Source organism: Stenotrophomonas sp. YJH_SMC_12-1, from assembly GCF_059370935.1.
Genome location: NZ_JCAFUD010000006.1, coordinates 225,630 through 249,497, shown reverse-complemented (window position 1 = coordinate 249,497; position 23,868 = coordinate 225,630). Strand labels below are relative to the sequence as shown.

At 66.4% G+C, this 23,868-nt stretch carries 20 protein-coding genes; 11 read left to right on the top strand and 9 right to left on the bottom strand.

Translation table 11 applies throughout. The features are described from left to right. Window positions 1-16 precede the first annotated feature (16 nt). Both AC5P8Y_RS13080 and AC5P8Y_RS13075 read right to left on the bottom strand, forming a co-directional pair. Window positions 17-610, bottom strand: coding sequence for an LOG family protein (locus AC5P8Y_RS13080; RefSeq protein ID WP_033834411.1), 594 nt, complete (start codon window positions 608-610; stop codon window positions 17-19). A 183-nt stretch (window positions 611-793) separates the two neighbouring features. Then, on the bottom strand, window positions 794-2,290 hold the full coding sequence (locus AC5P8Y_RS13075) for an aminotransferase class III-fold pyridoxal phosphate-dependent enzyme (protein ID WP_005409254.1): 1,497 nt from the start codon (window positions 2,288-2,290) through the stop codon (window positions 794-796). Window positions 2,291-2,500: 210 nt separating this feature from the next. Between AC5P8Y_RS13075 and queA the strand changes: the two genes are divergently transcribed. After that, window positions 2,501-3,568, top strand: a complete 1,068-nt coding sequence (gene queA, locus AC5P8Y_RS13070) for a tRNA preQ1(34) S-adenosylmethionine ribosyltransferase-isomerase QueA (protein ID WP_088497658.1) — start codon at window positions 2,501-2,503, stop codon at window positions 3,566-3,568. 174 nt (window positions 3,569-3,742) lie between these two features. Here queA and AC5P8Y_RS13065 read toward each other — a convergent pair whose 3' ends face one another. After that, window positions 3,743-4,816 carry a type VI immunity family protein gene (locus AC5P8Y_RS13065; protein WP_111188650.1) on the bottom strand — a complete coding sequence of 358 codons (1,074 nt, stop codon included), beginning with the start codon at window positions 4,814-4,816 and terminating at the stop codon, window positions 3,743-3,745. A gap of 166 nt (window positions 4,817-4,982) precedes the next feature. Between AC5P8Y_RS13065 and tgt the strand changes: the two genes are divergently transcribed. The 5 genes from tgt (at window position 4,983) to fabV (ending at window position 11,536) form a co-directional block, all read left to right on the top strand. Beyond that, window positions 4,983-6,113, top strand: a complete 1,131-nt coding sequence (tgt, locus tag AC5P8Y_RS13060; protein ID WP_111188651.1) for a tRNA guanosine(34) transglycosylase Tgt — start codon at window positions 4,983-4,985, stop codon at window positions 6,111-6,113. A 133-nt stretch (window positions 6,114-6,246) separates the two neighbouring features. Further along, window positions 6,247-6,591: a preprotein translocase subunit YajC gene (gene yajC, locus AC5P8Y_RS13055; RefSeq protein WP_005409257.1), complete on the top strand. Its 345-nt coding sequence runs from the start codon at window positions 6,247-6,249 to the stop codon at window positions 6,589-6,591. A gap of 61 nt (window positions 6,592-6,652) precedes the next feature. Continuing rightward, a complete protein-coding gene (secD, locus tag AC5P8Y_RS13050) occupies window positions 6,653-8,509 on the top strand; it encodes a protein translocase subunit SecD (protein WP_495202004.1) in 1,857 nt (618 codons plus the stop codon). A gap of 16 nt (window positions 8,510-8,525) precedes the next feature. Beyond that, window positions 8,526-9,506 carry a protein translocase subunit SecF gene (secF, locus tag AC5P8Y_RS13045; protein WP_005409259.1) on the top strand — a complete coding sequence of 327 codons (981 nt, stop codon included), beginning with the start codon at window positions 8,526-8,528 and terminating at the stop codon, window positions 9,504-9,506. Between the two features lie 770 nt (window positions 9,507-10,276). Then, window positions 10,277-11,536 carry an enoyl-ACP reductase FabV gene (fabV, locus tag AC5P8Y_RS13040; RefSeq protein WP_049402540.1) on the top strand — a complete coding sequence of 420 codons (1,260 nt, stop codon included), beginning with the start codon at window positions 10,277-10,279 and terminating at the stop codon, window positions 11,534-11,536. 106 nt (window positions 11,537-11,642) lie between these two features. On the opposite strand, the gene AC5P8Y_RS13035 is transcribed toward fabV, so the two are convergent. The 3 genes from AC5P8Y_RS13035 to AC5P8Y_RS13025 all read right to left on the bottom strand — a co-directional run bounded on the left by AC5P8Y_RS13035 (window position 11,643) and on the right by AC5P8Y_RS13025 (window position 15,533). Continuing rightward, the gene (locus AC5P8Y_RS13035) at window positions 11,643-13,712 is read right to left on the bottom strand and encodes an EAL domain-containing response regulator (protein ID WP_005413024.1); all 2,070 of its coding nucleotides are present in this window, start codon (window positions 13,710-13,712) and stop codon (window positions 11,643-11,645) included. A gap of 91 nt (window positions 13,713-13,803) precedes the next feature. Next, window positions 13,804-14,988: a BaiN/RdsA family NAD(P)/FAD-dependent oxidoreductase gene (locus AC5P8Y_RS13030; protein ID WP_033834918.1), complete on the bottom strand. Its 1,185-nt coding sequence runs from the start codon at window positions 14,986-14,988 to the stop codon at window positions 13,804-13,806. Continuing rightward, a complete protein-coding gene (locus tag AC5P8Y_RS13025; protein ID WP_005409263.1) occupies window positions 14,985-15,533 on the bottom strand; it encodes a YaeQ family protein in 549 nt (182 codons plus the stop codon). The genes AC5P8Y_RS13030 and AC5P8Y_RS13025 overlap by 4 nt, the downstream gene beginning before the upstream one ends. Before the next feature lie 125 nt (window positions 15,534-15,658). Between AC5P8Y_RS13025 and AC5P8Y_RS13020 the strand changes: the two genes are divergently transcribed. Further along, window positions 15,659-16,537, top strand: coding sequence for a pseudouridine synthase (locus AC5P8Y_RS13020; protein ID WP_049433256.1), 879 nt, complete (start codon window positions 15,659-15,661; stop codon window positions 16,535-16,537). A 6-nt stretch (window positions 16,538-16,543) separates the two neighbouring features. On the opposite strand, the gene AC5P8Y_RS13015 is transcribed toward AC5P8Y_RS13020, so the two are convergent. Continuing rightward, the gene (locus AC5P8Y_RS13015) at window positions 16,544-17,032 is read right to left on the bottom strand and encodes a YaiI/YqxD family protein (protein WP_033834916.1); all 489 of its coding nucleotides are present in this window, start codon (window positions 17,030-17,032) and stop codon (window positions 16,544-16,546) included. Window positions 17,033-17,333: 301 nt separating this feature from the next. On the opposite strand from AC5P8Y_RS13015, the gene AC5P8Y_RS13010 reads away from it, so the two are divergent. The 4 genes from AC5P8Y_RS13010 to AC5P8Y_RS12995 all read left to right on the top strand — a co-directional run bounded on the left by AC5P8Y_RS13010 (window position 17,334) and on the right by AC5P8Y_RS12995 (window position 21,066). After that, window positions 17,334-17,543, top strand: a complete 210-nt coding sequence (locus AC5P8Y_RS13010) for a cold-shock protein (protein ID WP_004153307.1) — start codon at window positions 17,334-17,336, stop codon at window positions 17,541-17,543. A gap of 183 nt (window positions 17,544-17,726) precedes the next feature. Continuing rightward, window positions 17,727-18,416, top strand: a complete 690-nt coding sequence (locus AC5P8Y_RS13005) for a glutathione S-transferase family protein (protein ID WP_005409266.1) — start codon at window positions 17,727-17,729, stop codon at window positions 18,414-18,416. Window positions 18,417-18,448: 32 nt separating this feature from the next. Continuing rightward, window positions 18,449-20,014: a protein adenylyltransferase SelO gene (locus tag AC5P8Y_RS13000; RefSeq protein ID WP_049433255.1), complete on the top strand. Its 1,566-nt coding sequence runs from the start codon at window positions 18,449-18,451 to the stop codon at window positions 20,012-20,014. 515 nt (window positions 20,015-20,529) lie between these two features. Continuing rightward, window positions 20,530-21,066 carry an adenine phosphoribosyltransferase gene (locus tag AC5P8Y_RS12995; RefSeq protein ID WP_005413028.1) on the top strand — a complete coding sequence of 179 codons (537 nt, stop codon included), beginning with the start codon at window positions 20,530-20,532 and terminating at the stop codon, window positions 21,064-21,066. A 174-nt stretch (window positions 21,067-21,240) separates the two neighbouring features. Here AC5P8Y_RS12995 and dbpA read toward each other — a convergent pair whose 3' ends face one another. Both dbpA and AC5P8Y_RS12985 read right to left on the bottom strand, forming a co-directional pair. Continuing rightward, window positions 21,241-22,617, bottom strand: a complete 1,377-nt coding sequence (gene dbpA / locus AC5P8Y_RS12990; RefSeq protein ID WP_005409269.1) for an ATP-dependent RNA helicase DbpA — start codon at window positions 22,615-22,617, stop codon at window positions 21,241-21,243. An 85-nt stretch (window positions 22,618-22,702) separates the two neighbouring features. Then, a complete protein-coding gene (locus tag AC5P8Y_RS12985; RefSeq protein WP_111108667.1) occupies window positions 22,703-23,782 on the bottom strand; it encodes a YeiH family protein in 1,080 nt (359 codons plus the stop codon). Window positions 23,783-23,868 lie beyond the last annotated feature (86 nt).

Here is a 23,868-nt window from a genome sequence, read left to right as displayed (position 1 = left end):
ACCGCGTGCAGCTGGATCATCGCAGGGCGGCGCGGCGCTTCTCGTCGATCCACTTCGAGGCCTGGGCCGGCTGGTAGTTCTTCATCCACTGCAGCATCTCTTCGATGTCCGAGCCGTACCACAGGTCCTGGCGCTGGTCCGGATGCAGGAAGCGTTCTTCCACCATGCGATCGATCATGCCGATCAGCGGGGCGTAGAAGCCGTCCACATCGAGGAAAGCGCATGGCTTGTTGCCGATGCCCAGCTGGCGCCAGGTCAGCATCTCGAAGATCTCTTCCATGGTGCCGAAGCCGCCGGGCAGGGCGACGAAACCGTCGGCAAGATCGAACATGCGCGACTTGCGCTCATGCATCGAACCGACGATCTCCAGTTCGGTCAGGCCACGGTGGGCCACTTCCCAGTCGGCCAGCTGGCGCGGGATCACGCCGGTCACCTCGCCGCCAGCGGCGAGCACGGCATTGGCCACGGTTCCCATCAGGCCGACGTTGCCGCCGCCATACACCAGGCGCAGGCCGTCGCGGGCGATGCGGTCACCCAGGGCAATGGCGCGCTCGGTGTAGGCCGGTTTGCTGCCAGCGTTGGAACCACAGTACACACAGATCGATTTCATGGATCTTCCTGTCTCTTGGCCGGAAACGAAAACGCCCCGTCGCCAACCGCAGGGCGGTCGGGGACGGGGTGTCCTTGGATTATGAGCCCTTCTGTAGAGCCGAGCCATGCTCGGCCGCTCTTCGTTCAGATCGCGGCAAAGGCCGAGTCGAGCACGGCTCGACTCTACAAACGCCAAGCAGGCCTACGCGGCAGCGGCCTGCTCGCGGCGCGGGCCTTCACGCAGGGCGCGGCCGACCATGCCCACCAGCAGGTCCAGCTCCTCGCTGTCCATGCCGAAGTGCGGGGTGAAGCGCAGCGAGTTCTCGCCGCCGTGGATCACGTTGATGCCGTGCTGGCGCAGCCATTCCTCGGTCGAGTTGGCGCCGTAGCACTTGAACTGCGGGGCCAGCTCGCAGGAGAACAGCAGACCGGTGCCCTGCACCTTGGTGATCAGCCCGCCCAGCTCGTTCTTCAGCTGTTCCAGCTTGCGCACGGCCTCGGCACCGCGTTCGGCGATGTTGGCGCGCACCTGCGGGGTCAGCTGGGCCAGGGTGGCGCAGGCCACGTCCAGCGCACGCGGGTTGCTGGTCATGGTATTGCCATAGATGCCCTTGCGGTACAGCTGCGCGGCATGCTCGGTCACCGCCAGCACCGACAGCGGGTACTGCGCGGCGTTGAGGGCCTTGGAATAGGTCTCCATGTCCGGCGGGTCGAGGCCTTCGAAGCCCGGGTAATCGACCACCGACAGCACGCCATGCGCGCGCAGGCCGGCCTGGATCGAGTCGAGCAGCAGCAGGCTGCCGTGGGCACGGGTCAGTTCGCGGGCAACGGCATAGAACGACGGCGGCACCGAACGCCCCGGGTCGCCTTCGCCCATCACCGGTTCCAGGAACACCGCCTCGATGAACCACTGGTTGCGTGCGGCGTCCTCGAACACCTTGCGCAGGCCGGCTTCGTCGTACGGCGCCACGGTGATCACCGAGTCCTCACCGCGGTAGCTGGCCAGGTGCTGCATGTAGCTCTTGCGGCTGGAATCGGAATACAGGGCAGGGCGGTCGGTACGGCCATGGAAGCTGCCCTTGACCACCACGCGCTTGATCGCAGCGCCAGCGTGGCGCGCACCCGGGTCGGTCTGCAGCTTGGCGTTGACATCGGCGATGCGGGCGGCCAGGCCGACCGCTTCGGAACCGGAATTCAGGCACATGAAACGGGCGAACGGGCAGCCGCCACGGCGGTGGCCGATCTCGGCGCGCAGGGCGGTGATGAAGCGCTGCTGCGACAGGCTGGGGGTCATGATGTTGGCCATCACCTGCGGGCGGGCCATCGCCTCCAGCACGGCGTCCGGGGTGTGCCCGAAGCCGAGCATGCCGTAGCCGCCGGCGTCGTACAGCACGGCGCCCTTCAGGGTGACCACCCATGGGCCGCGCGCAGCCAGTGCCACGTACGGGGTCACCGCGTCATCGGCATAGAAATTGACGAAACCGTCCTGCATCGCGTCGATCTGCGCCTGTTCGTCCTGCGCCAGCAGCGGCCCCAGGTCGGCCTGCACGCGCGCGAATTCCTCGGCAGCGGCGTCCACCGCGGCGATCAGCTGCGGGTGGTTGGCGGACAGGGCGGTCAGGGTGGCATCGTCCAGCCCGGTGGTGAGACGGGTGCCGGGCTGGCTGCGCAGGGGGGCGAGGCGTTCGATGAAGCTCATTGCAGATCTCCTGAAACAATGGGTCGCACGGGCCATCAAAAGCAAAACGCGCGTCATCACGCGCGCTTGGGGCAGGCTCGTGCAGCGGACTTCCGGTTCGATGCTAGCACTTGTTTTTTTGCGCGATAACCCCGCAGAAACCTGCTGCATAGCAGCATTTTGCGCGACGTTCGCCGCGAAGTGCGCCGGCTCGCAGACGCTGGACGTACAATGCGCGCCATTGTCGACCTGTTGCCGCCCACCGCCTTGAAGAAGTCCGATTTCCATTACGACCTGCCGGCTGAACTGATCGCGCAGGCTCCCCTGGCCGAACGTTCCGCCAGCCGCCTCCTGGTGGTACCGCCGGCGCCCGGTGCCTTCACCGACCTGCAGGTGCGCGACCTGCCGTCGCTGCTGCAGCCGGGCGACCTGCTGGTGTTCAACGACACCCGGGTGATTCCGGCGCGCCTGTTCGGGCAGAAGGCCAGCGGCGGCCGCGTGGAGATCCTGATCGAGCGCCTGCTCGGCGCTCAGCAGGCGCGTGCGCAGGTCGGCGCCAGCAAGTCGCCGAAGGCCGGCAGCCGCATCGCGCTGGATGCCGGTGGCGAAGCCGAGGTGCTGGGCCGCGATGGCGAGTTCTACGTGCTGCAGTTCCATGTGCCGGAGTCGCTGGAGCAGTGGCTGCTGCATGCCGGCCGCCTGCCGTTGCCGCCCTACATCCAGCGCGAACCGGGCGTGGACGACCGCGAGCGCTACCAGACCGTGTTCGCGCGCGAAGTGGGCGCGGTGGCGGCACCGACCGCCGGCCTGCATTTCGACGAACCGCTGCTGGCGGCGCTGAAGGACAAGGGCGTGGAGTTCGGCCACGTCACCCTGCACGTGGGTGCGGGCACCTTCCAGCCGGTGCGCGCCGATGACCTGAAGGACCACGTGATGCACCGCGAGTGGCTGAACGTCGGCGCCGAGCTGGTGCAGCAGGTGCGGCGCACGCGCGCGGCCGGTGGCCGGGTGATCGGCGTCGGCACCACCGTGGTGCGCGCGCTGGAAAGCGCGATGCGCGATGGCGAACTGCTGCCGTTCGCCGGCGAGACCCAGATCTTCATCACCCCGGGCTACCGCATACGCAGCGTCGACGCGATGGTGACCAATTTCCACCTGCCCGAAAGCACGCTGCTGATGATGATCTCGGCGTTTGCAGGCAAGGACCGCGTGTTCGAGGCCTACCGGCACGCGATCGAGCAGCGCTACCGCTTCTTCAGCTACGGCGACGCGATGCTGCTGTTCCCGCAGGCGGAGTAGGGGGCTGACCTCTGCCTGATAGTGCTGGGTGCGCACCGTTGGTGCGCACCGCTTGTGCCTGAAGGTGGAATCCACGCCATGCGTGTCCGGCTACGGGGCTGGTACCCGGGGCGATTCGATCGGCTTTCTGCTCAATTTTTCCACCAGGGATTTTGTTCATTTGCTCGCCTTGGCTCATTCGATTGTGCATGGATGCTGCTGCGCAAGCCTTGCTTCGTGAATCGAGATCTCTGAAGGATCGACTTCAAATCGACGCATCCACTGATCGGCGATCCGGCCGACCAGTCTCGGTTCTGTGGACTTTGGGTTGGAATGGAGATTGCCGACCGACGCAGGTCGCAGACCCCGGAGTTGATGGTCGAGCAGTACATATTCAGGGGCGCGAGGATCTTCTGCATCAGCGTAGGCGAGGGGTCGCGCTCCAGCCTGGATCAAGACGCCGCCGCCATACCCTTGGAGCCTGAAATACTGCTCGGGGAGAGCGCTGCGGAGCTGATCAAGCCCTCCAGCCGCTGCCAGCCGGGCGTCATCCAGTAGGGTCAACCAGCTCACCGTCTTGATCTTGAGATGCTTGAGTTCCGCCCGGTTCGCCAGGAGCGCGGCGTCCCCCACATCCAGGCCGGGAAGGCGCTGGGCCAGCACTGCTTCAATGGGCTCATTGCGCTCTCGGCGTACTGCGCTCAGATTCAATGCGTAGCCGGCATGCCCATGTGCGGCCCTCAACCAGTGTGCACATTTGATCGCCAGTTTAATGAACTGGCATTCCTTTCCTGAGAAATGGCCAGTCGGGACCGACAGTTCAAGGACACTCATGTCGTTGCCCATTCGGGATTGCCAGCCGCGCTTGCCGTAAACACGGAACTGCCAGGCTCCGGCGTCTTCAGCATTGGGACCGCTGGTGTAGCAGAAGCTGAGATGGTCGTCTTCCAACATGGGCTCGATCATTTCTCGCAGAGCTTTGCTGTCCTTGACGCGCTGCCGGGATCGTCCATCCGTTGGTTTCTCGCGCCAGAGCCATGACAATTCGCCTCCCGCGTGCTCGCGGAACGCGTCGAAGCAAAGGCACAGGTTTTCTCTCGTGCAGGCCAGATGTGCGTCCTTGAAGTACAGCGTCAGGCGTAGACACATCACTGCGCCTACGTAGTTCGCTGGGCCGCTCGGAAGAAGCAGGTCGCCTGGAAACTCCAGCGACTCCTGTGCGTCCGGAAACCATTCAGTTTCCAGAGGAAGGTCGCGCAGGGTGGGCATGAGTGGAGTGCCAGCATGTGGGGCTGGTCACCCTAGGAGGAAGACGTTCCGCCGCCAAGGCCAATTGCGACAGGTAAAGTGTCAGATGGAGCCTGTTCAGGCCTGAATGGGCGGCCGCCCCGGTTTTGGGAGACAATGGGCGACTATTTGCCTGAACGACCGCTCCATGTCCCGACTGCAGTTCCAGCTCCAGACCCGCGATGGCCGTGCCCGCCGTGGCCGCCTGACCTTCCCGCGTGGCACGGTGGAAACGCCGGCCTTCATGCCGGTGGGGACCTATGGCTCGGTCAAGGGCATCCTGCCGGACCAGGTGCGGGCGCTGGGCGCCGAGATCATCCTCGGCAACACCTTCCACCTGTACCTGCGCCCCGGCCTGGACATCATCGCCGACCACGGCGGGCTGCACGGCTTCTGCCGCTGGGATGGCCCGATCCTGACCGACTCCGGCGGTTTCCAGGTGTTCTCGCTGGCCCATCGACGCAAGATCACCGAGCAGGGCGTGACCTTTGCCTCGCCCACCGACGGCGCCCGGGTGTTCGTCGGTCCCGAGGAGAGCATGAAGATCCAGAAGGTGCTCGATTCGGACATCGTGATGATCTTCGACGAGTGCACCCCGTACCCGGCCACCGAAGACGTTGCCCGCCGTTCCATGGAGCTGAGCCTGCGCTGGGCCCAGCGCAGCCGCAACGCGCATGACGAGCTGGGCAACGACGCGGCCTTGTTCGGCATCGTCCAGGGGGGCGTGCACACCGACCTGCGCAGCCGCTCGGCCGACGCCCTGCAGGCGATCGGCTTCGACGGCTACGCCATCGGCGGCCTGGCCGTGGGCGAGCCGGAGCACGAGCGCAATGCCATGCTCGACCACCTGGATCCGGAGCTGCCGGGCGACCGCCCGCGTTACCTGATGGGCGTGGGCCGGCCGGAGGACCTGGTCGAGGGCGTGGCACGCGGCGTGGACATGTTCGACTGCGTGATGCCGACCCGTAATGCGCGCAACGGCCACTATTTCACCTCGTTCGGCACCGTTCGCATCCGAAATTCCCAGTACGCGCGGGACATGGACCCGATCGAGCCGGGCTGCGGCTGCGTGGCCTGCACCGGCGGTTACACGCGTTCCTACCTGCGCCACCTGGACCGCTGCAACGAGATGCTGGCGCCGATGCTCGGTACCCTGCACAACCTGTTCTATTACGAAAAGCTGATGGCCGACATCCGCGCGGCCATCGAGGCGGGAACCTTCCTGGCCTTCCGCGAGTCCTTCTACGCGGCACGCGGGGCGGTGGCCCCGCCCCTGTAACCCGAATGCCCCTGCCAAACGGCCCAAGGACGAACGCTCGGGGCCGTGGCATACTTCAAGGCTGACCCAGATCCGCGGTCGACACCTCGTGCCCGTGAAAGGGCCGAAGCGCCGCCCAACCAAAGGACCAACGATGAACCTGCTTGCTTTCCTGATTCCCGCCGCCCACGCCCAGGCCGCCGGCGGCCAACCGCAGGGCATGGGCCTGACCACGCTGCTGTTCCCGGTCATCCTGATCGCCATCATGTACTTCCTGATGATCCGCCCGCAGATGAAGCGGCAGAAGGAGCACAAGGCCATGCTGGAGAAGATCAAGCGTGGCGATGAAGTGCTGACCAACGGCGGCATCGCCGGCATCGTCACCGACATCGGCGACAACTTCATCACCATTGAAGTGGCTGACAACGTGCGCATCCGCGTGCAGAAGGGCGCTGTCGGCAACGTGCTGCCGGCCGGTACCCTGAAGTCGGCCCAGTAAGCCACTCCCTTTCCGATGCACAACCGCGGCGCCGGGGATGGCGCCGCGCGGGACCCAAGCAATGCTCGAATTTCCACGCTGGAAGTACGTCGTCATCCTGATCGTACTGGCGCTCAGCGCGCTGTACGCGCTGCCCAACATCTACCAGAAGGACCCGGCCCTCCAGATCACCGCCAACCGTGGCGGGCAGATCGACGATGCGCTGCGCGACCGTGTGCTGGCCGACCTGAAGACGGCCGGAGTCACCCCCGTCGGTGTCGAGAAGGAAGGGGAAAGCCTGATTGTCCGCCTGCCGGACCTGAAGGCGCAGTCCGCTGCCAGCGACGCCCTGCGCGACACCGTCGGCGAAAAGTACACCGTGGCCCTGAACCTGGCCTCGACCGTGCCGGACTGGCTGGCCAACCTCGGCGGTCGCCCGATGGTGCTGGGCCTGGACCTGCAGGGTGGTGTGCACTTCGTGCTGCAGGTCGACCAGAAGGCCGCCCTCGGCAAGCGCCTGGACGCCTACACCGAAGACGTGCGCAGCACCCTGCGTGACGCGCGCATCGCGTACCAGTCGGTTGAGCGTCGCGCGGACAACAGCATCGTGGCCAACCTGAGCCCGTCCGCCGGTGATGACGCCGCACAGCGTGCCCGTGCGGCACTGGTGAAGGCGCAGCCGACGCTCGGCTACGACGTCAGCGGCAACCGAATCACGGTGACCGTGCCGGAGACCGAGATCGCGCAGATCGCCAATGGCGCCATCGAGCAGAACATCAACACCCTGCGCAACCGCGTGAACCAGCTCGGCGTCGCCGAGCCGATCATCCAGCGCCAGGGTGCCGACCGCGTGGTCGTGCAGCTGCCCGGCGTGCAGGACACTGCCGAAGCCAAGCGCATGATCGGCGCCACCGCCACCCTGGAATACCGCGCGGTGGTCGAGGGCAATGCCCAGGACGCCATCGACTCCGGCCGCATCCCGCCGGAAGCGAAGGTCTATCAGCGCCGTGACGGCGGCGGTCCGATCCTGCTGAACAAGCGCGTGATCGTCACCGGCGACCAGATGGTCGGCGCGCAGGCGGTGACCGACTCCACCAGTGGTGCCCCGGCGGTCAGCGTGACGCTGAACAACGTCGGCGGCCAGCGCATGTTCGACTTCACCAGCGCCAACGTGAACAAGCCGATGGCGGTGGTGTATACCGAACGCGTGCCGACCGTGACCCTGGTTGACGGCCAGGAAGTGCGTGGCTTCAAGGTCAATGAGGAAGTGATCTCGGTGGCCAACATCAACGGCGTGTTCGGCAAGAACTTCCAGACCACCGGCCTGCAGAAGAAGGAAGCCGACGACCTGGCCAAGCTGCTGAAGTCCGGCTCGCTGGCCGCGCCGATGGACTTCGTCGAAGAGCGTGTGGTCGGCCCGAGCCTCGGCGCCGAGAACGTCAAGAACGGCATGCGCGCAGTGGTGTTCGCGTTCCTGTTCACCCTGGTGTTCTTCAGCGTGTACTACCGCATGTTCGGCGTGATCACCTCGGCAGCGATGCTGTTCAACCTGCTGATCGTGGTGGCGGTGATGTCGCTGTTTGGCGCGACCATGACCCTGCCGGGCTTCGCCGGCCTGGCGTTGTCGGTGGGCCTGTCGGTGGACGCCAACGTGCTGATCAACGAGCGTATCCGTGAAGAGCTGCGTGCCGGTGTGCCGGGCAAGACCGCGATCGTGACCGGTTACGAGCGTGCCTCGGGCACCATTCTCGACGCCAACCTGACCGGCCTGATCGTCGGTGTGGCGCTGTTCGCATTCGGTACCGGTCCGCTGAAGGGCTTCGCACTGACCATGATCATCGGTATTTTCGCCTCCATGTTCACCGCGATCACCGTGTCGCGTGCGCTGGCGACGCTGATCTACGGCCGTCGCAAGAAGCTCCAGAACGTGGCCATCTGACGGGACGACACGCACAATGAAACTGTTTCCGCTGCACATCCTCCCGAACGACACCAAGATCGACTTCATGCGCTGGCGCCATGTCGCCATGGCAGTCACCATCGTGGTGTTCCTGGCCTCGGTCGCCATCATCGGCATCAAGGGCTTCAACTACGCGCTGGACTTCACCGGCGGCACCCTGATCGAAGCCCGCTTCGACAAGCCGGTGGACGTCGAGCAGGTCCGCAACAAGCTCGAGCAGAGTGGCTTCGAAGGCGCCCAGGTCCAGAGCGTCGGTGGCAACACCGACCTGCTGATCCGCCTGGCCCCGCACGGTGAGCATGCGCCGGGTACCGGTGACGCCGCCGCCGAGGACAAGGCCACCGCTGCCGCCGTGGTGAAGGCGCTGTCTTCTGCCGACAACCAGGCCACCGTGCTGCGCAACGAGTTCGTCGGCCCGCAGATCGGCAAGGACCTGGCGATGAATGGCCTGTACGCGACCATCTTCATGCTGGCCGGCTTCCTGATCTACATCGCGGTGCGCTTCGAGTGGAAGTTCGCGGTCACCGCCAGCATCGTGGCGATGTTCGACCTGATCGTGACGGTCGCTTACGTGTCCTTGCTGGGTCGTGAGTTCGACCTGACCGTGCTGGCCGGCCTGCTGTCGGTGATGGGCTTTGCGATCAACGACATCATCGTGGTCTTCGACCGCGTCCGCGAGAACTTCCGCAGCCTGCGCGTGGACTCGATGGAAGTGCTGAACCGTTCGATCAACCAGACGCTGTCGCGTACGGTGATCACCGCGGTGATGTTCTTCCTGTCGGCGCTGGCGCTGTACATGTACGGCGGCAGCTCGATGGAAGGCCTGGCCGAGACGCACATGATCGGTGCGGTGATCGTGGTGCTGTCTTCGATCCTGGTGGCGGTGCCGATGCTGACGATCGGCTTCCTGCGCGTCAGCAAGCAGGACCTGCTGCCGAAGGCGAAGGACGTCGAGGCCCTGGCCCGTCGCCCGTAAGCGCCTGCTGCACGCAGCACACAGAGAACCCCGCGCAAGCGGGGTTTTTTGTGTGCAGGGCTTGCAGCCCTGCACCCGCGGTAGTGCCGGCCGCTGGCCGGCAACAGCAACAGCAACAGCAACAGCGTGCATTCCGTGGGTGGGCGGGGCGGCGTCGGAGTGCGGGGACGCCGCAAGTACGTCCGTGTAGGCTTGGCAGCTGCTTGCTCGTGTGCGCTTTCCTGCGCACACGGCGAGACCGGGGTTGGGCGTCCTGCCCAACCCGCCCGAGGCATGCCTCGAGCCCATGCGGCTGACACCCCGCACTCCGACACCGCCCCACCTCTGACAGATTCCGGCGGCTGTTGGTAGGTGTCGACCTTGGTCGACACATCTGTCAGATATCGAATGAACTCATCCGTGTCGACCAAGGTCGACACCTACCAGAGGTGGACACCGTTCCGACAGATCGCGGAAATCTGTCGAAGGCGGGGTGGGGCCGGTTGCGGGGGTGTCCGCGGCATGGATGCCGCGGCCAAGCCCCCAAGGATGGGTTAACGGCGTCCCCCGCAACCGGGCCCACCCCGCCAACCCACAGGAACCCAGCTTCTGCCGTTGACGTTGCCTCTGCGGGTGCAGGGTGCAACCCTGCAAAACAAACACCACCCTACGCCAGCGTCGGTTGTGCATTCGGCCCCCGCGCACTACGATCCTGCGGTTCGCGCGCGCAGGCGCGCACCCGTATTCCTGCTGAGCGCCCCGTGCGCCGCATCTGCCAACCCGAGGTATCCATGGTCATCAAACCGCGCGTCCGCGGCTTCATCTGCGTCACCACCCACCCGACCGGCTGCGAAGCCGCGGTCAGGCAGCAGATCGACTACATCCGCGCGCGTCCGCCGATCCAGAACGGCCCCAAGCGCGTGCTGGTGATCGGCGCCTCCACCGGCTACGGCCTGGCTGCGCGCATCACCGCTGCCTTCGGCAGCGGCGCCGCGACCCTGGGCATCTTCTTCGAGCGCCCGGGTACCGAATCCAAGCCGGGCACCGCGGGCTGGTACAACTCGGCCGCGTTCCACAAGTACGCCGACGAAGCCGGCCTGTACGCCAAGAGCATCAACGGCGATGCCTTCTCCGATGAAGTGAAGGCGAAGACCATCGAAATGATCAAGGCCGATCTCGGCCAGGTCGACCAGGTCGTCTACAGCCTGGCGGCGCCGCGTCGCAAGCACCCCAAGACCGGTGAAGTCATCAGCTCCACGCTGAAGCCGATCGGCGAGCCGATCACCCTGCGCGGCCTGGATACCGACAAGGAAGTAATCACGGAAACCACCCTGCAGCCGGCTACCCCGGAAGAGATCGCTGGCACCGTCGCGGTGATGGGTGGCGAAGACTGGCAGATGTGGATCGACGCGCTGGCCGACGCCGGCGTGCTGGCCAACGGCTGCACCACCACGGCCTTCACCTACGTGGGCGAAGAGATCACCCAGGCAATCTACTGGAACGGCTCGATCGGTGCGGCCAAGAAGGACCTGGACACCAAGGTGCTGGGCCTGCGCGAAAAGCTGGCGAAAATCGGCGGCGACGCGCGCGTGTCGGTGCTGAAGGCCGTGGTCACCCAGGCCAGCTCGGCCATTCCGACCATGCCGCTCTACCTGTCGCTGCTGTTCAAGGTGATGAAGGAAAAGGGCACCCACGAAGGCTGCATCGAGCAGCTGGACGTGCTGTACGACATCCTCTACGGCGGCAAGGCCGACGGCGTGGCGATCGATCGCCTGCGCCACGATCTGGTCGATGGCGATGGCCATACCGTCGCGCTGGTCGACGAGGAAGGCCGCCTGCGTGCCGACTACAAGGAAATGGCGGCAGACGTGCAGGGCAAGGTGGTCGCGCTGTGGCCGCAGGTCACCAATGAGAACCTGTACGAGATCAGCGACCTGGCCGGCTACAAGGCCGACTTCCTGCGCCTGTTCGGTTTTGGCGTGGAGGGTGTCGACTACGAGGCCGACGTCAATCCGGACGTGAAGATCGACAATCTGGTCGACATGACCTGATCAATGAAAAGGCCGGCGAAAGCCGGCCTTCTCTTTTGGTGGGGCCGGCCGCTGGCCGGCAACCCTGGGGACCAAGGACGCCGGCCAGCGGCCGGCACTACCGCGGTCACCCGAACTCGAACCCCATCTCCGGCAGCGCCGGGCCGACGAAGTCGCCCTGCACGTAATCCACGCCGGCACTGAACAGCAGGGTCATCGAATTGGCGTCGCTGACGAACTCGGCGATGGTGCGGATGCCGGCCTCCTGCGCGCGTGCGGTGATCTGGCTGATGCGGTCGATGTTCTCGCGGGTGGCCGCCAGATCGCTGGTGAAACCGCGGTCCAGCTTGAGGAACTGCGGCTGGAAGTGGGCGAGCAGCTGGAACGAGTCCAATCCCGAACCGAACTGCTCCAGGCCGATGCGGCAGCCCAGTGGCGCCACTTCGGCAAGGAACTGTTGCGCACTGCGCAGGTGGGTGAACACCTTCGCTTCCGGCGCATGCAGCCACAGCCGTTCGCCGGGCACGCCCTGCGCCTGCAGCTCGCGCCGCAGGGTGGCGATCATCTCGGGGTCGTCGAACGATTCCGGCGTCACCTTCACCAGTACCTGGGTGGCGTGGCCCTGGCGTGCGCGCTGACCCAGTACGGCGATGGCCTGCGAAACCACCCAGCGGTTGATCTCCGCCAGCAGGCCGTACTCCTCGGCGATGCCCAGGAACGCGGTCGGGCTCAGCAGTTCGCCGTTGTGCTCCAGGCGCAGGTAGGCCTCGTACAGCTCCAGCGGCTCGCCCTGCAGGTTCAGCACCGGTTGGTAGTGCAGCTGGAAGCCGTCGCCGGCCAGTGCTTCACGGATACGGGTGACCCAGCGCAGCACGCGTTCTTCCTCGACGCGGTCGGCCGCAGCCGGGTCGAAGATGCGGCAGGTATTGCCCAGTTCGGCGGCGGCATGCGTGCACTCGCTGGCGCGTGCGAGCACCTGGCCGATGCTGGCGATCTTCTCGCCCACCTGTACGCCACCGATGCTGACCGTCACCGTGGCCGAGCGCGCGCCGATGCTGAACACATGCGCTGCATACGCTTCGCGGATGCGCTCGGCCAGTGCCACGGTCTGCGCGTAGGGCCCGGCCTGCAGCACTGCGAAATTGTGTTCGCCGAAGCGGGCCAGCTGCGCGTCCTCGCCAACGACCTCGGCCAGCAGGCCGGCAAGGGCGCCGATCAGCGCGTCGGCCGAGGCCAGGCCGATGTCCGGCAGCAGGCGCGCGTAGTGGTCCGGCTCGATCAGCAGCAGGCCGAACTGGCCTTCGCTGCGGCCGGCCTGTGCCACCGCGCTTTCCAGCTGCAGCATGAAGGTCGGGCGGTTGAGCAGGCCCGTGACCTGATCGCGCTGGCGCAGGTCCTCGACCTCGCGGGCCAGCTCCGGATCGAACTCCATGCGGCGGCGAAGCACCACCTGCAGGCAGGATTCGCCTTCGTAGGTGGCGGCGGTGAATTCCATGGTTGCCGCGAACGTACTGCCATCCTCGTGGCGGGCATCGAGCTGGTACTGCGGCGGCGGCGCCTCGCCACGGCTCAGGCCCTTCAGCAGCTGCTTGAAGCCTTCCACATGCTGCGCGGCGACCATGTCCAGCAGCGAGATGCCTTCGATGTCGTCGAACTGCTCGTAGCCGAACATTTCCAGGTAGGCATCGTTGGCGCGGATGTGCATGCCTTCGTGCACGTAGGCGATGGGATCGCGCGAAGAGGCGATCAGCGCATCGCAGCGGCGCTCGGTCTCGCGCATCTGCGCTTCGATGCGGCGCAGGCCGCGACGGGCCTGCAGGTCCACCCATTGGTCGCGGACCACGGCCAACAGATGCTCGGAGCGCTGGCGCAGGGCGAGGGCACGGATGCCGTGGCTGCTGGCCTGCACCAGCTCGTCCTCGTCGATGCGATCGGCCAGCAGCACCAGCGGAATGTCCTTGCCGCTGGCGGCGATGTGCTGGGCCACCAGCGGCAGCGGGATGCCCTGCGAGGGGGACGCCAGCACCAGGTCGATGGCCTGGCTGGACAGCACCTGGGACAGCTCGGCCGCATCCTGCGGACGCCAAGGGCGCACCGCGATGCCGCTGTTGCGCAGCGTACTGACGATGGCTTCGGCATTCTCGCCGCTGTCATCGACGATCAGCAGGCGGATGGTGATGTCGTTCGCGTTCTGCATGCACTGCTCCCCAATCTGCGAATCTAGATACACGATGCGCGCCGAACCGTCCATGCGCGCGCCCCCTGCACGCATCGAACGGCGATCTGGTTCACACCACGCCACCGGCCGCGTGGCCGCTGGCCCAGGCCCACTGGAAGTTGTAGCCGCCCAGCCAGCCGGTCACATCCAGCACCTCGCCGACGAAATGCAGGCCGGGCACGCGCTTGGATTCCATTGTCGAGGACGACACGTCGGCGGTATCCACGCCGCCCAGGGTGACTTCGGCGGTGCGATAGCCCTCGGTGCCGCTGGCCACCAGCGGGAACGCGCCCAGCAGCTGCGCGGCCTGGCGCAGCACCGGCTCGTCCAGCTGGCGCACGGGCCGGTCAGGCAGCCAGTGCTCGCACAGGCGCTGCGCCAGCCGCTTCGGCAGTACCTCGGCCAGCACCGTGCGCAGCTCGGCGGCCGGGCGCTCGCGCTTCATCTGGCGCAGCCACTCGCCGGCATCCTGGCCGGGCAGCAGGTCCAGCTCCAGCGCATCGCCGGGTTGCCAGAACGAGGAGATCTGCAGGATCGCCGGGCCGCTCACGCCGCGATGGGTCAGCAGCATGAAGTTCTGGAAGCTCTTTCCGTTGCAGCGCGCCTCGATCGGCAGGGCGACACCACTCAGATCAGCCAGCCGTTCCTGGTGCTTGCCGCTGAGTGTCAGCGGCACCAGCCCGGCGCGGGTCGGCAGCACCTGATGGCCGAACTGGCGAGCAATCTCGTAGCCAAAGCCGGTGGCGCCCATGCTCGGAATCGACAGGCCGCCGGTGGCAACCACCAGCGAGGCGCAGTGGAACAGGCCCTGCGTGGTGTGCACGCGGAACCCGTCGCTGCCGTGCTCGATGCGCTGCACGCTGCATTCGGTGCGGATCTGGGCGCCGGCCGCCTGGCATTCGTCCACCAGCATCTTCACGATCTGCTTGGACGAGATGTCGCAGAACAGCTGGCCCAGCTCCTTTTCGTGATAGGCGATGCCGTGCTTGCTGACCAGCTCGATGAAGTGCCAGGGCGTGTAGCGCGCCAGCGCCGATTTGCAGAAGTGCGGGTTGGCCGACAGGAAGTTGGCCGGGGTGGTGCCGGTGTTGGTGAAGTTGCAGCGGCCACCGCCGGACATCAGGATCTTCTTGCCGACCTTGTTGGCATGGTCGATCACCTGCACCTGGCGGCCGCGCTGGCCAGCCGTGATCGCGGTCATCAGCCCGGCCGCGCCAGCGCCGATGACCACCACGTCGCAACGGATCGTGCTCATGCCTTGGCGCGCTTGCGCCAGTTCGGGACCACGTCGAGTTGCATCTGATCGTTGAGCAGCTGCACTTCACCGTCCTGGATCAGCACGCTCCAGCGCATCGCGCGCTGGATCTGCTGGCCCCACAGTTCGACGAAGGCACCATCGAGATCAACCACCGACAGGTTGTCGAAGCGCGCCAGGCCCTTGCCCTGCTTGCCCCACCAGATCTCCGAGGCGTTGCCGCCGTAATTGACCACCTGCACCTGCCGGCTGCGGTTGCTGGCCTTGCGGATGCGGGATTCGTCGGGATGGCCCAGGTCGATCCATTGCAGGATGTCGCCGGTGTAGTCGTGTTCCCACAGGTCCGGCTCATCGTCGGTACTCAGGCCGCGGCCGAATTCCAGGCGGTCGCCGGCGTTCAGCGCGAAGGCGAGCAGGCGCACCATCAATCGTTCGTCGGTCTCGGACGGGTGCTGGGCCAGGGTCAGGTTGTGGGTCGCGTAGTAGCCGCGATCCATGTCGCTGATCTGCAGTTCGGCCTTGCGGATGGTGGCGGTAAGAGCCATGGGGGATCCGTGGACTAAAGACGTCAATGATAGAGGTTTGCTGCAAGGGTGTCCGTTGCCGGGCTGTCTGCGCAGCGTCAACGGTGGCACTCTTGGCGCTCTTTCCCGTGGCCGGAATGGACGCCATGACCCTGCCCAGCCACCTGCAGCTGCCACCCGGCCACTGGCCCAGCCTGCTCGATGGCCTGTGCGCGCGTTTCCCGCGCATCGGTCGCGCGCAATGGCAGGACCGCTTCGCCCGAGGCCGTGTGCAGGATGCGCAGGGCAGGGCACTGGCGCCGGACATGCCGTGGCAGGTGGGGCTTGAGATCCAGTACTTCCGCGAGGTTGCCGACGAGCCGGTGATTCCCTTCGCCGAGACCATCCTGCATCTGGATGCGCACCTGCTGGTGGCCGACAAGCCGCACTTCCTGCCGGTAACGCCGGCCGGTGGGTATGTGCGCGAAACCCTGCTGTCGCGCCTGGTCGCACGCACCGGCAACACCGAACTGGCGCCGTTGCACCGCCTGGACCGGCTGACCGCCGGCCTGGTGCTGTTCTCGACCCAGGCAGCCACGCGCGATGCCTATCAGCGGCTGTTCCGCGAGCGGCGCATCGAGAAGACCTATGAGGCGCTGGCACCGGCGCTGCCCGGGCTGGCGTTTCCGTTGCAGCGGGACAGCCGTCTGGTGCCGGGGGAGCCGTTCTTCCGCATGGCCGAAGTGCCGGGCGAGCCCAATGTGCGCAGCCTGATCGAGCCGATCGAGGCCGAGGGTCCGATCTGGCGCTACCGGCTGAAGCCGGAAACCGGTCGCAAGCACCAGCTGCGCGTGCACATGGCGATGTTGGGCGCACCCATCGAGGGCGATGACCTGTATCCGCAGCTGGGGCCGCGCCGGGGTGACACGTTCGAGTCGCCCCTGCAGCTGCTGGCGCAGAGGCTGGCCTTCGATGACCCATTGAGCGGGGAGCCACGGCGGTTCAGCAGCCAGCGCCGCCTGTGCCTGCCCGGCCAGAGCGTGTAGGGCCGTTCAGCGAACCGGGCGTCGGGCCAGCCAGCGGTCCAGCTCGGCGGCGAACAGCTGCCGGTCGCGCTGGCCCAGCGGCGGCGGGCCGCCGGTCTGGACCCCGGCGCCGCGCAGTTCTTCCATGAAATTGCGCATCGACAGCCGCTCGGCGATGTTGTTCGGCGTGTACAGCTGGCCGCGCGGATTCAGCGCCACGGCCTTCTTCTCCAGCACCAGCGCGGCCAGCGGGATGTCCTGGGTGACGACCAGGTCTCCGGCAGCGACCCGTTCGACGATGGCGCTGTCGGCCACGTCCAGGCCCTGGGGCACCTGGATCGAACGCAGCCAACGCGACGGCGGGGTCCGGATCCACTGGTTGGCGACCAGGGTCAGCTCGATGCCAACGCGTTCAGCGGCCCGGAACAGGATGTCGCGGATGACAGTGGGGCAGGCGTCCGCGTCCACCCAGATGCGGGGGAGGGCGGGTTCAGCTTGGGTTTCAGCTTCAGTCATTTACCCAGTGTAGGGTAGGAAAATCCTGAATGGGGACTCGGGGTTAGCCTCGATCGGCTGCCAGCCCTTGTCACGTCTAGCGGGCGGGGCCAGCCGATGAACGTCCGGGCTATCGCTTTTTGCAGAAAACACGCGTATCGTTCGTCCCACTGTGTTTGCTAGGGTCACCGTGAATCGTGGCCTGGTGCAGTTGATCTCACGATCCGCTCATCGATCCGCTTTACCAACGCCTGCAACTCAGTCTCGGCCCCGATACCCGGTGGCTGCGATTTTTTCAACATGTGTTTCAGGAGTTAGTCAAATGTCTGATCGTCAGACCGGCACCGTCAAGTGGTTCAACGACGCCAAGGGCTTCGGCTTCATTACCCCGGAAAGCGGCCCGGACCTGTTTGTGCACTTCCGTGCCATCCAGGGCACCGGCTTCAAGACCCTGCAGGAAGGCCAGAAGGTTACCTTCATCGCCGTCCAGGGCCAGAAGGGTATGCAGGCTGACCAGGTGCAGGCGGTCTAATCCGTCTGCTACCGTTTGGTAGCCAGAACGCCGGAAGCGAAAGCTTCCGGCGTTTTTTATTGCCTGCTGCTTTGTAGAGTCGAGCGTGCTCGACTGTCTCTGGAAAGCAGTCGAGCACGCTCGACTCTACAAGGGGCATGCAGCTGGCGCGGTACGATGCAGGCCTCCCCAAGGATCATCCCCATGCGCATCGTCCACCACCTGGAAAACTCCCGTTCCCTGCGTGTGCTGTGGATGCTGGAGGAGCTGGGGCTGGACTACGAACTGCGCCGTTATCCCCGCGATCCGAAGACGCTGCTGGCACCGCCCGAACTGCGCAACGTGCATCCGCTGGGCAAGTCGCCGGTGCTGCAGGATGGCGAGCTGGTACTGGCCGAGTCCGGCGCGATCCTCGACTACCTCGCAGACCGCTACGACACCCAACGCCAGCTGTCGCCGTCACCGATGCCGGCCGATGGCGCCGAGCGCATCGCCTACCGCTACTGGCTGCACTACGCCGAAGGCTCGGCGATGCCCCCGCTGCTGCTGACCCTGGTGATGGGCCGCATCCGCAACGCGCCGATGCCGTTCTTCGCCCGCCCGATTGCGCGCAGCATCGCCGACAAGGCCGAGCGTGGCTTCATCGGCCCGCAGCGACGACTGCACCTGGACTGGATGGAGCGCCGCCTGTCTGAAAGCCCATGGTTCGCCGGCGAACGCTTCAGTGCGGCCGACATCCAGATGAGCTTCCCGATCCAGGCGGCCGCCGCGCGCGGCGGTGGCCTCGACGACAAGCCGGCGCTGCGTGGCTTCCTCAAGCGTATCGGCGAGCGCCCGGCCTACCAGCGTGCAGAGGCCCACGGCGGTCATCTGCAGGCGCTCAGCGGCAATTGAGGCGGGCGGCGGTCGTCCCCATCTTCAGCACCATGGATACCGACAGTCCCCGTTTCGACAACCGCCTGCTGCACACCCTGCCGGGCGACCCCGAATCCGGCCCGCGCCGCCGCGAAGTGATGGGCGCGGCCTGGTCGCCGGTGATGCCGACTCCAGTGGCGGCGCCCACGCTGCTGGCCTGGGCGCCGGACGTCGCCGCGATGCTTGGCTTCGATACGGCTGAAGTCGAAAGCGAAGGCTTCGCGCAGGTGTTCGGCGGCAATGCGCTGTACGCCGGCATGCAGCCGTGGGCGGCCAATTACGGTGGCCATCAGTTCGGCCACTGGGCGGGCCAGCTCGGCGACGGCCGCGCGATCTCGCTGGGCGAACTGGTCGCACCGGATGGCCGTCATTGGGAACTGCAGCTGAAGGGTGCCGGTCCCACGCCGTATTCGCGGGGTGCTGATGGCCGCGCAGTGCTGCGCTCATCCATCCGTGAATTCCTGTGCAGCGAAGCGATGCATCACCTGGGCGTACCGACCACGCGCGCGCTGTCGCTGGTCGGCACCGGCGAAGACGTGGTACGCGACATGTTCTACGACGGCCACCCGCGTGCCGAGCCCGGCGCCATCGTGTGCCGGGTATCGCCCTCGTTCCTGCGCTTTGGTTCATTCGAACTGCCAGCATCACGCGGCGAAACTGCCTTGTTGCGGCAGCTGGTCGACGCGTGCATCGCCCGCGACTTTCCGGAGCTTGAAGGGCAGGGTGAGGCGCTGTACGGCGACTGGTTCGCGCAGATCGCGGTGCGCACTGCCGAGATGATCGCGCACTGGATGCGCGTCGGTTTCGTGCATGGCGTGATGAACACCGACAACCTGTCCGTGCTCGGCCTCACGCTCGACTACGGTCCTTATGGCTGGGTCGAGGACTTCGACCCGGACTGGACGCCGAACACCACCGACGCACAGGGCCGCCGTTATCGTTTCGGTACCCAGCCGCAGGTGGCGTACTGGAACCTGAGCCGGTTGGCGCAGGCGCTGTCGCCGTTGTTTGCCGATGTGGCGCCGCTGCAGGCCGGTCTGGCGGCCTACCAGTCCACCTTCGTGGCCTGCACCCGACGCGATGCCGCAGCCAAGCTGGGCCTGGCCGCCGCCGACGATGACGACCTGGGGCTCTACCAGCGCTGGCAGCAGCTGATGCAGGACGGCGGCATGGATATGACCCTGGCCTGGCGTGCACTGATGCGGGTTGATCCAGCGGCGCCAGACGTGGGCGTGCTGGATGCGGTGTACTACGACGAGTCGCGCCAGCAGGCGGTGCAGGCGCCGTTGCAGCAGTGGCTGCAGGACTACGCGGCGCGGTTGCAGGCCGATCCACTTTCGGCCAGTGAGCGCGCGGCGAAGATGGTCGCGGCCAATCCGCTGTACGTGCTGCGCAACTGGCTGGCCCAGGAGGCGATCGACCGCGCAGAGCAGGGTGACCTCGGCGGTGTTCACGCACTGCAGGACGTGCTGCGCGATCCATACACCGAGCGTGCAGGGCTGGAACACTTCGCCGGCAAGCGCCCGGCGTGGGCCGACAACCGCGCCGGCTGCTCGATGCTGTCCTGCAGTTCCTGAGGGGGGGGGGCGGGAGGGCTGCGCCCTGCACCTGCAGAGGCCACCGCGCAAGCAACGGCCAAAGCCAAAGCGGCTCTGGATTGCTGATGGTCTGGCGGGACGGTGCGGGGCTGCAGGACACGCCGTAAACCCGTCCATGGGGGCTCGATGGCGCCATCCATGGCGCCAACGGTCCTGCAGCCCCACACCGCCCCACCTCCGGCAGATTCCCGCGGCTGTGGGTAGGTGTCGACCTTGGTCGACACGGTAGATCCACGCCATGCGTGGATGCTCTTCGTTCAATCTTCGAAATAATAGATTTCGATGAAGATTCATCCACGCATGGCGTGGATCTACAGAAAGCAATGCCCGCCATCCCACAGGAAACCCGCTGTTGCCTTTGCTGTTGCCGTTGAGGTTGCCGGCCAGCGGCCGGCACTACCGCAGGTGCCGGGCGCAGCCCGGCCGAACACCCCCAACAGGCAGCCGGCGCCCGGAACAGGTACCCTATGCCGCCATCAGATAGCCAACGTGACATGACCGACGCCCTCGTCGCTCCGCAGTGGGCCTCCCGCCTGCGCGACATCGCCGACTTCCCCAAGCCCGGCATCCTCTTCAAGGACATCATGCCGCTGCTCGCCCATGGCGAGGACTTCCGCGGTGCCATCACCGCGATGGCCGACCGTTGGCGCGACCAGAAGCTGGACGCGGTGATCGGTATCGAATCGCGTGGCTTCATCCTCGGTGCCGCGATGGCGCTGGAGCTGGGCGTGGGCTTCGTGCCGGTGCGCAAGCCGGGCAAGCTGCCGGGCCAGGTGCTGCGCGAGGAATACACGCTGGAATACCGCAGTGACTGCATCGAAGTGCACGCCGACGCGCTGCCGGCCGGGGCCCGCGTGGCGATCATCGACGACGTGCTGGCCACTGGCGGCACGCTGGTCGCTGCGCTGTCGCTGGTGCGCCGCCTGGGCGTTGATGTGGTCGGTGCAGGCGTACTGGTCGAACTGGACGGCCTGGGTGGTCGCGCCCGCTGGGAATCGGATCTGCCGCTGCACACCGAACTGGTGTTCTGATCGAAGGGCAGGTGCCAACCAAGGTTGGCATCTACCAGAGCGAATGGCCGGGAACCGGTAGTTGCCAACCTTGGTTGGCAGCGCTTTTCGCGATTGACGCCACGGATGGGCCAACCAAGGTTGGCCACTACCAGGTCAGATCATTGCCAACCGTGGTTGGCAACGCTGCTTCAATCACATCATCCGCACGCGGAAACGACGGCCCTTGATCTTGCCGGCTTCCAGCTTGGCCACTGCCTTGTTGGCCTGCTCACGGGCGATCGCCACGTAGGAGCGGGTCGGGAAGATCGCGATCTTGCCGATGAACTTGCTCGACAGGCCGGCATCACCGGTCAGCGCACCGAGGATGTCGCCTGGGCGCAGCTTGTCGGTCTTGCCACCGTCGATCCGCAGCGTGCGCATCGCGGCCTGCGGCAGTTCGGCCGGGCGCGAGGTTGCCAGCGGCGTCTTCTGCCAGTCCAGCGGCTGCCCCATCTGCGCTTCGATGGCTTCGGCGCGGGTCTTCTCGCGGCCGGCCACCAGGCTGATCGCCAGGCCGCTGGCACCGGCACGGCCGGTACGGCCGACGCGGTGCTGGTAGCTTTCCACGTCGGTCGGAAGCTCGTAATTGATCACTGCCGCCAGATCTTCCACATCGAGGCCACGTGCGGCCACGTCGCTGGCCACCAGCACGTTGCAGCTGCGGTTGGCCAGCAGCAACAGCACTTCCTCGCGGTCGCGCTGTTCCATGTCGCCATGCAGGGCCAGCGCGGAGAAGCCGAACTGCTGCAGTGAGTTGGCTACTTCGTCCACGTCTTTGCGGGTGTTGCAGAACACCACCGCCGATTCCGGCGTGTACTTCAGCAGCAGGCCGGCCAGCGCCTTCTGGCGATGCGCCGGTTCCACCTCGCAGAACAGGTGGCGGATGGCCGGTGCCTGGTCGGCGCCTTCCACGGTCACTTCCACCGCATCGCGCAGCAGGTCACGCGCCATGGCGCGGATGCTGTCGGGGAAGGTGGCCGAGAACAGCAGGCTCTGGCGGTCCTTGTGGGTGCGGCCGGCGATCTCGCGGATCGGCTCCTCGAAGCCCATGTCGAGCATGCGGTCGGCCTCGTCCAGCACCAGCGTGCGCACCGCGCCAAGATTCAGCGCGCGCTTGCGTGCCAGCTCCTGCACGCGGCCGGGCGTGCCGACCACAACGTGCGGGTCATGGCCTTCCAGCGAGGCCAGCTGCGGGCCCAGCGGCACGCCGCCGACCAGCAGCAACAGCTTCAGGTTGGGGATGCCGGTGGCCAGCTTGCGGATCTGCTTGCCGACCTGGTCGGCCAGTTCGCGGGTCGGGCACAGCACCAGCGCCTGCACGCGGATCAGGCTGGGGTCGATGGACTGCAGCAGGCCCAGGCCGAAGGCGGCGGTCTTGCCGCTGCCGGTGGGTGCCTGTGCGATTACATCGCGGCCATCCAGGATGGCCGGCAGGCTCTGCGCCTGCACGGGGGTGAGGGTGGTATAGCCGAGGGCATCCAGGCCGGGCTGCAGGGCCGGGCTCAGTGGCAGGGTCGAGAAGTCAGTCATGGCGCATTGTACCCGTCCGCGCGGCAGGTCCCTGCCACAGGGCCTTCATCCATGTGGGTGCCGACCTTGGTCGGCACGCTCTTCCTCAGCCCAGGAACGCCAGCACGCCCTGATGAATCGCCAGGCCACCGAACAGCAGCCAGGCGAACAGAATCAGCGCCAGCAGCAGCGGCTTCAGGCCTGCCTGGCGCAGCGCCGAGACGTGGGTGGTCAGGCCCAGCGCGGCCATCGCCATCGCCAACAGCACCGTGTCCAGCTGCACCAGCCCGGCCTGCAGGCCGGCCGGCAGCAGATGCAGCGAGTTGAAACCGGCCACGGCCACGAAACCGAACGCGAACCACGGCACCACGATGCGCGCCTTGCTGCCATCGGCGCTGGCCTTGCCGCCACGGGCCAGCCACAGTGACAGCGCGATCAGGAACGGCGCCAGCAGCATCACCCGCACCATCTTGGTGATCACCGCCGTGTCAGCTGCCGCTTCGTTGACCGCACGGCCGGCCGCCACCACCTGTGCCACTTCGTGCACCGTCGCACCGGTGAACAGGCCGTACTGCCGCGCGTCCATTGGCAGCCAGCCGTGCGACTGCACAAGCGCATACAGCACCGGGTACAGGAACATCGCCAGCGTGCCGAACACCACCACCGTCGAGACCGCGACGGTGACATGCGCAGCGCGGCCACGCACCACCGGCTCGGCGGCCATCACCGCTGCCGCACCGCAGATCGCGCTGCCAGCGCCGATCAGCATCGCTGCCTCGCGCTCCATCTTGAACACGCGCACGCCCAGCCAGCAAGCCAGGCCGAAGGTGCTGGCAACCACCAGCACGTCCATCAGCACGCCAGTGACGCCGACATGGCCGATGTCCTGGAAGGTCAGGCGCAGCCCGTACAGCACGATGCCGGCGCGCAGCAGCCAGTGCTTGGAGAAGCCGACACCGGCCGCGCTGCCCGGTGCCAGCCGCGGGTAGAAGGTGTTGCCAACCACGATGCCGGCGACGATCGCCACGGTCAGCGCGCTCAAGCCATGTGCCTGCAGCCACGGAAGCTCGGCCAGATACAGCGACGCCGCCGCGATCAGGCCTACCAGCACGAGACCGGGCAGACGCGGCTGCCAGCGTTGGCGCAAGGCGGGCAGGGACCAGGGGGAGAGGGCAGGGGCATTCATGGCAGGGGCAAGGCTGGAGTGATGGGGCAAGCGTGCGCGTCTGTCGCTGACCTGTAAAACGAATAATATTGGTGAAACCTACCCAT

Excerpts from the sequence above, each read along its gene's own strand:
- AC5P8Y_RS13000 (WP_049433255.1), top strand. The coding sequence starts at position 18,449 with ATGGATACCGACAGTCCCCGTTTCGACAACCGCCTGCTGCACACCCTG.
- AC5P8Y_RS13080 (WP_033834411.1), bottom strand. The coding sequence starts at position 610 with ATGAAATCGATCTGTGTGTACTGTGGTTCCAACGCTGGCAGCAAACCG.
- AC5P8Y_RS12985 (WP_111108667.1), bottom strand. The coding sequence starts at position 23,782 with ATGAATGCCCCTGCCCTCTCCCCCTGGTCCCTGCCCGCCTTGCGCCAA.
- AC5P8Y_RS13025 (WP_005409263.1), bottom strand. The coding sequence starts at position 15,533 with ATGGCTCTTACCGCCACCATCCGCAAGGCCGAACTGCAGATCAGCGAC.
- secF (WP_005409259.1), top strand. The coding sequence starts at position 8,526 with ATGAAACTGTTTCCGCTGCACATCCTCCCGAACGACACCAAGATCGAC.
- AC5P8Y_RS13035 (WP_005413024.1), bottom strand. The coding sequence starts at position 13,712 with ATGCAGAACGCGAACGACATCACCATCCGCCTGCTGATCGTCGATGAC.
- AC5P8Y_RS13075 (WP_005409254.1), bottom strand. The coding sequence starts at position 2,290 with ATGAGCTTCATCGAACGCCTCGCCCCCCTGCGCAGCCAGCCCGGCACC.
- secD (WP_495202004.1), top strand. The coding sequence starts at position 6,653 with ATGCTCGAATTTCCACGCTGGAAGTACGTCGTCATCCTGATCGTACTG.
- fabV (WP_049402540.1), top strand. The coding sequence starts at position 10,277 with ATGGTCATCAAACCGCGCGTCCGCGGCTTCATCTGCGTCACCACCCAC.
- queA (WP_088497658.1), top strand. The coding sequence starts at position 2,501 with ATGCGCGCCATTGTCGACCTGTTGCCGCCCACCGCCTTGAAGAAGTCC.
- dbpA (WP_005409269.1), bottom strand. The coding sequence starts at position 22,617 with ATGACTGACTTCTCGACCCTGCCACTGAGCCCGGCCCTGCAGCCCGGC.
- tgt (WP_111188651.1), top strand. The coding sequence starts at position 4,983 with ATGTCCCGACTGCAGTTCCAGCTCCAGACCCGCGATGGCCGTGCCCGC.
- yajC (WP_005409257.1), top strand. The coding sequence starts at position 6,247 with ATGAACCTGCTTGCTTTCCTGATTCCCGCCGCCCACGCCCAGGCCGCC.
- AC5P8Y_RS13065 (WP_111188650.1), bottom strand. The coding sequence starts at position 4,816 with ATGCCCACCCTGCGCGACCTTCCTCTGGAAACTGAATGGTTTCCGGAC.
- AC5P8Y_RS13010 (WP_004153307.1), top strand. The coding sequence starts at position 17,334 with ATGTCTGATCGTCAGACCGGCACCGTCAAGTGGTTCAACGACGCCAAG.
- AC5P8Y_RS13020 (WP_049433256.1), top strand. The coding sequence starts at position 15,659 with ATGACCCTGCCCAGCCACCTGCAGCTGCCACCCGGCCACTGGCCCAGC.
- AC5P8Y_RS12995 (WP_005413028.1), top strand. The coding sequence starts at position 20,530 with ATGACCGACGCCCTCGTCGCTCCGCAGTGGGCCTCCCGCCTGCGCGAC.
- AC5P8Y_RS13030 (WP_033834918.1), bottom strand. The coding sequence starts at position 14,988 with ATGAGCACGATCCGTTGCGACGTGGTGGTCATCGGCGCTGGCGCGGCC.
- AC5P8Y_RS13005 (WP_005409266.1), top strand. The coding sequence starts at position 17,727 with ATGCGCATCGTCCACCACCTGGAAAACTCCCGTTCCCTGCGTGTGCTG.
- AC5P8Y_RS13015 (WP_033834916.1), bottom strand. The coding sequence starts at position 17,032 with ATGACTGAAGCTGAAACCCAAGCTGAACCCGCCCTCCCCCGCATCTGG.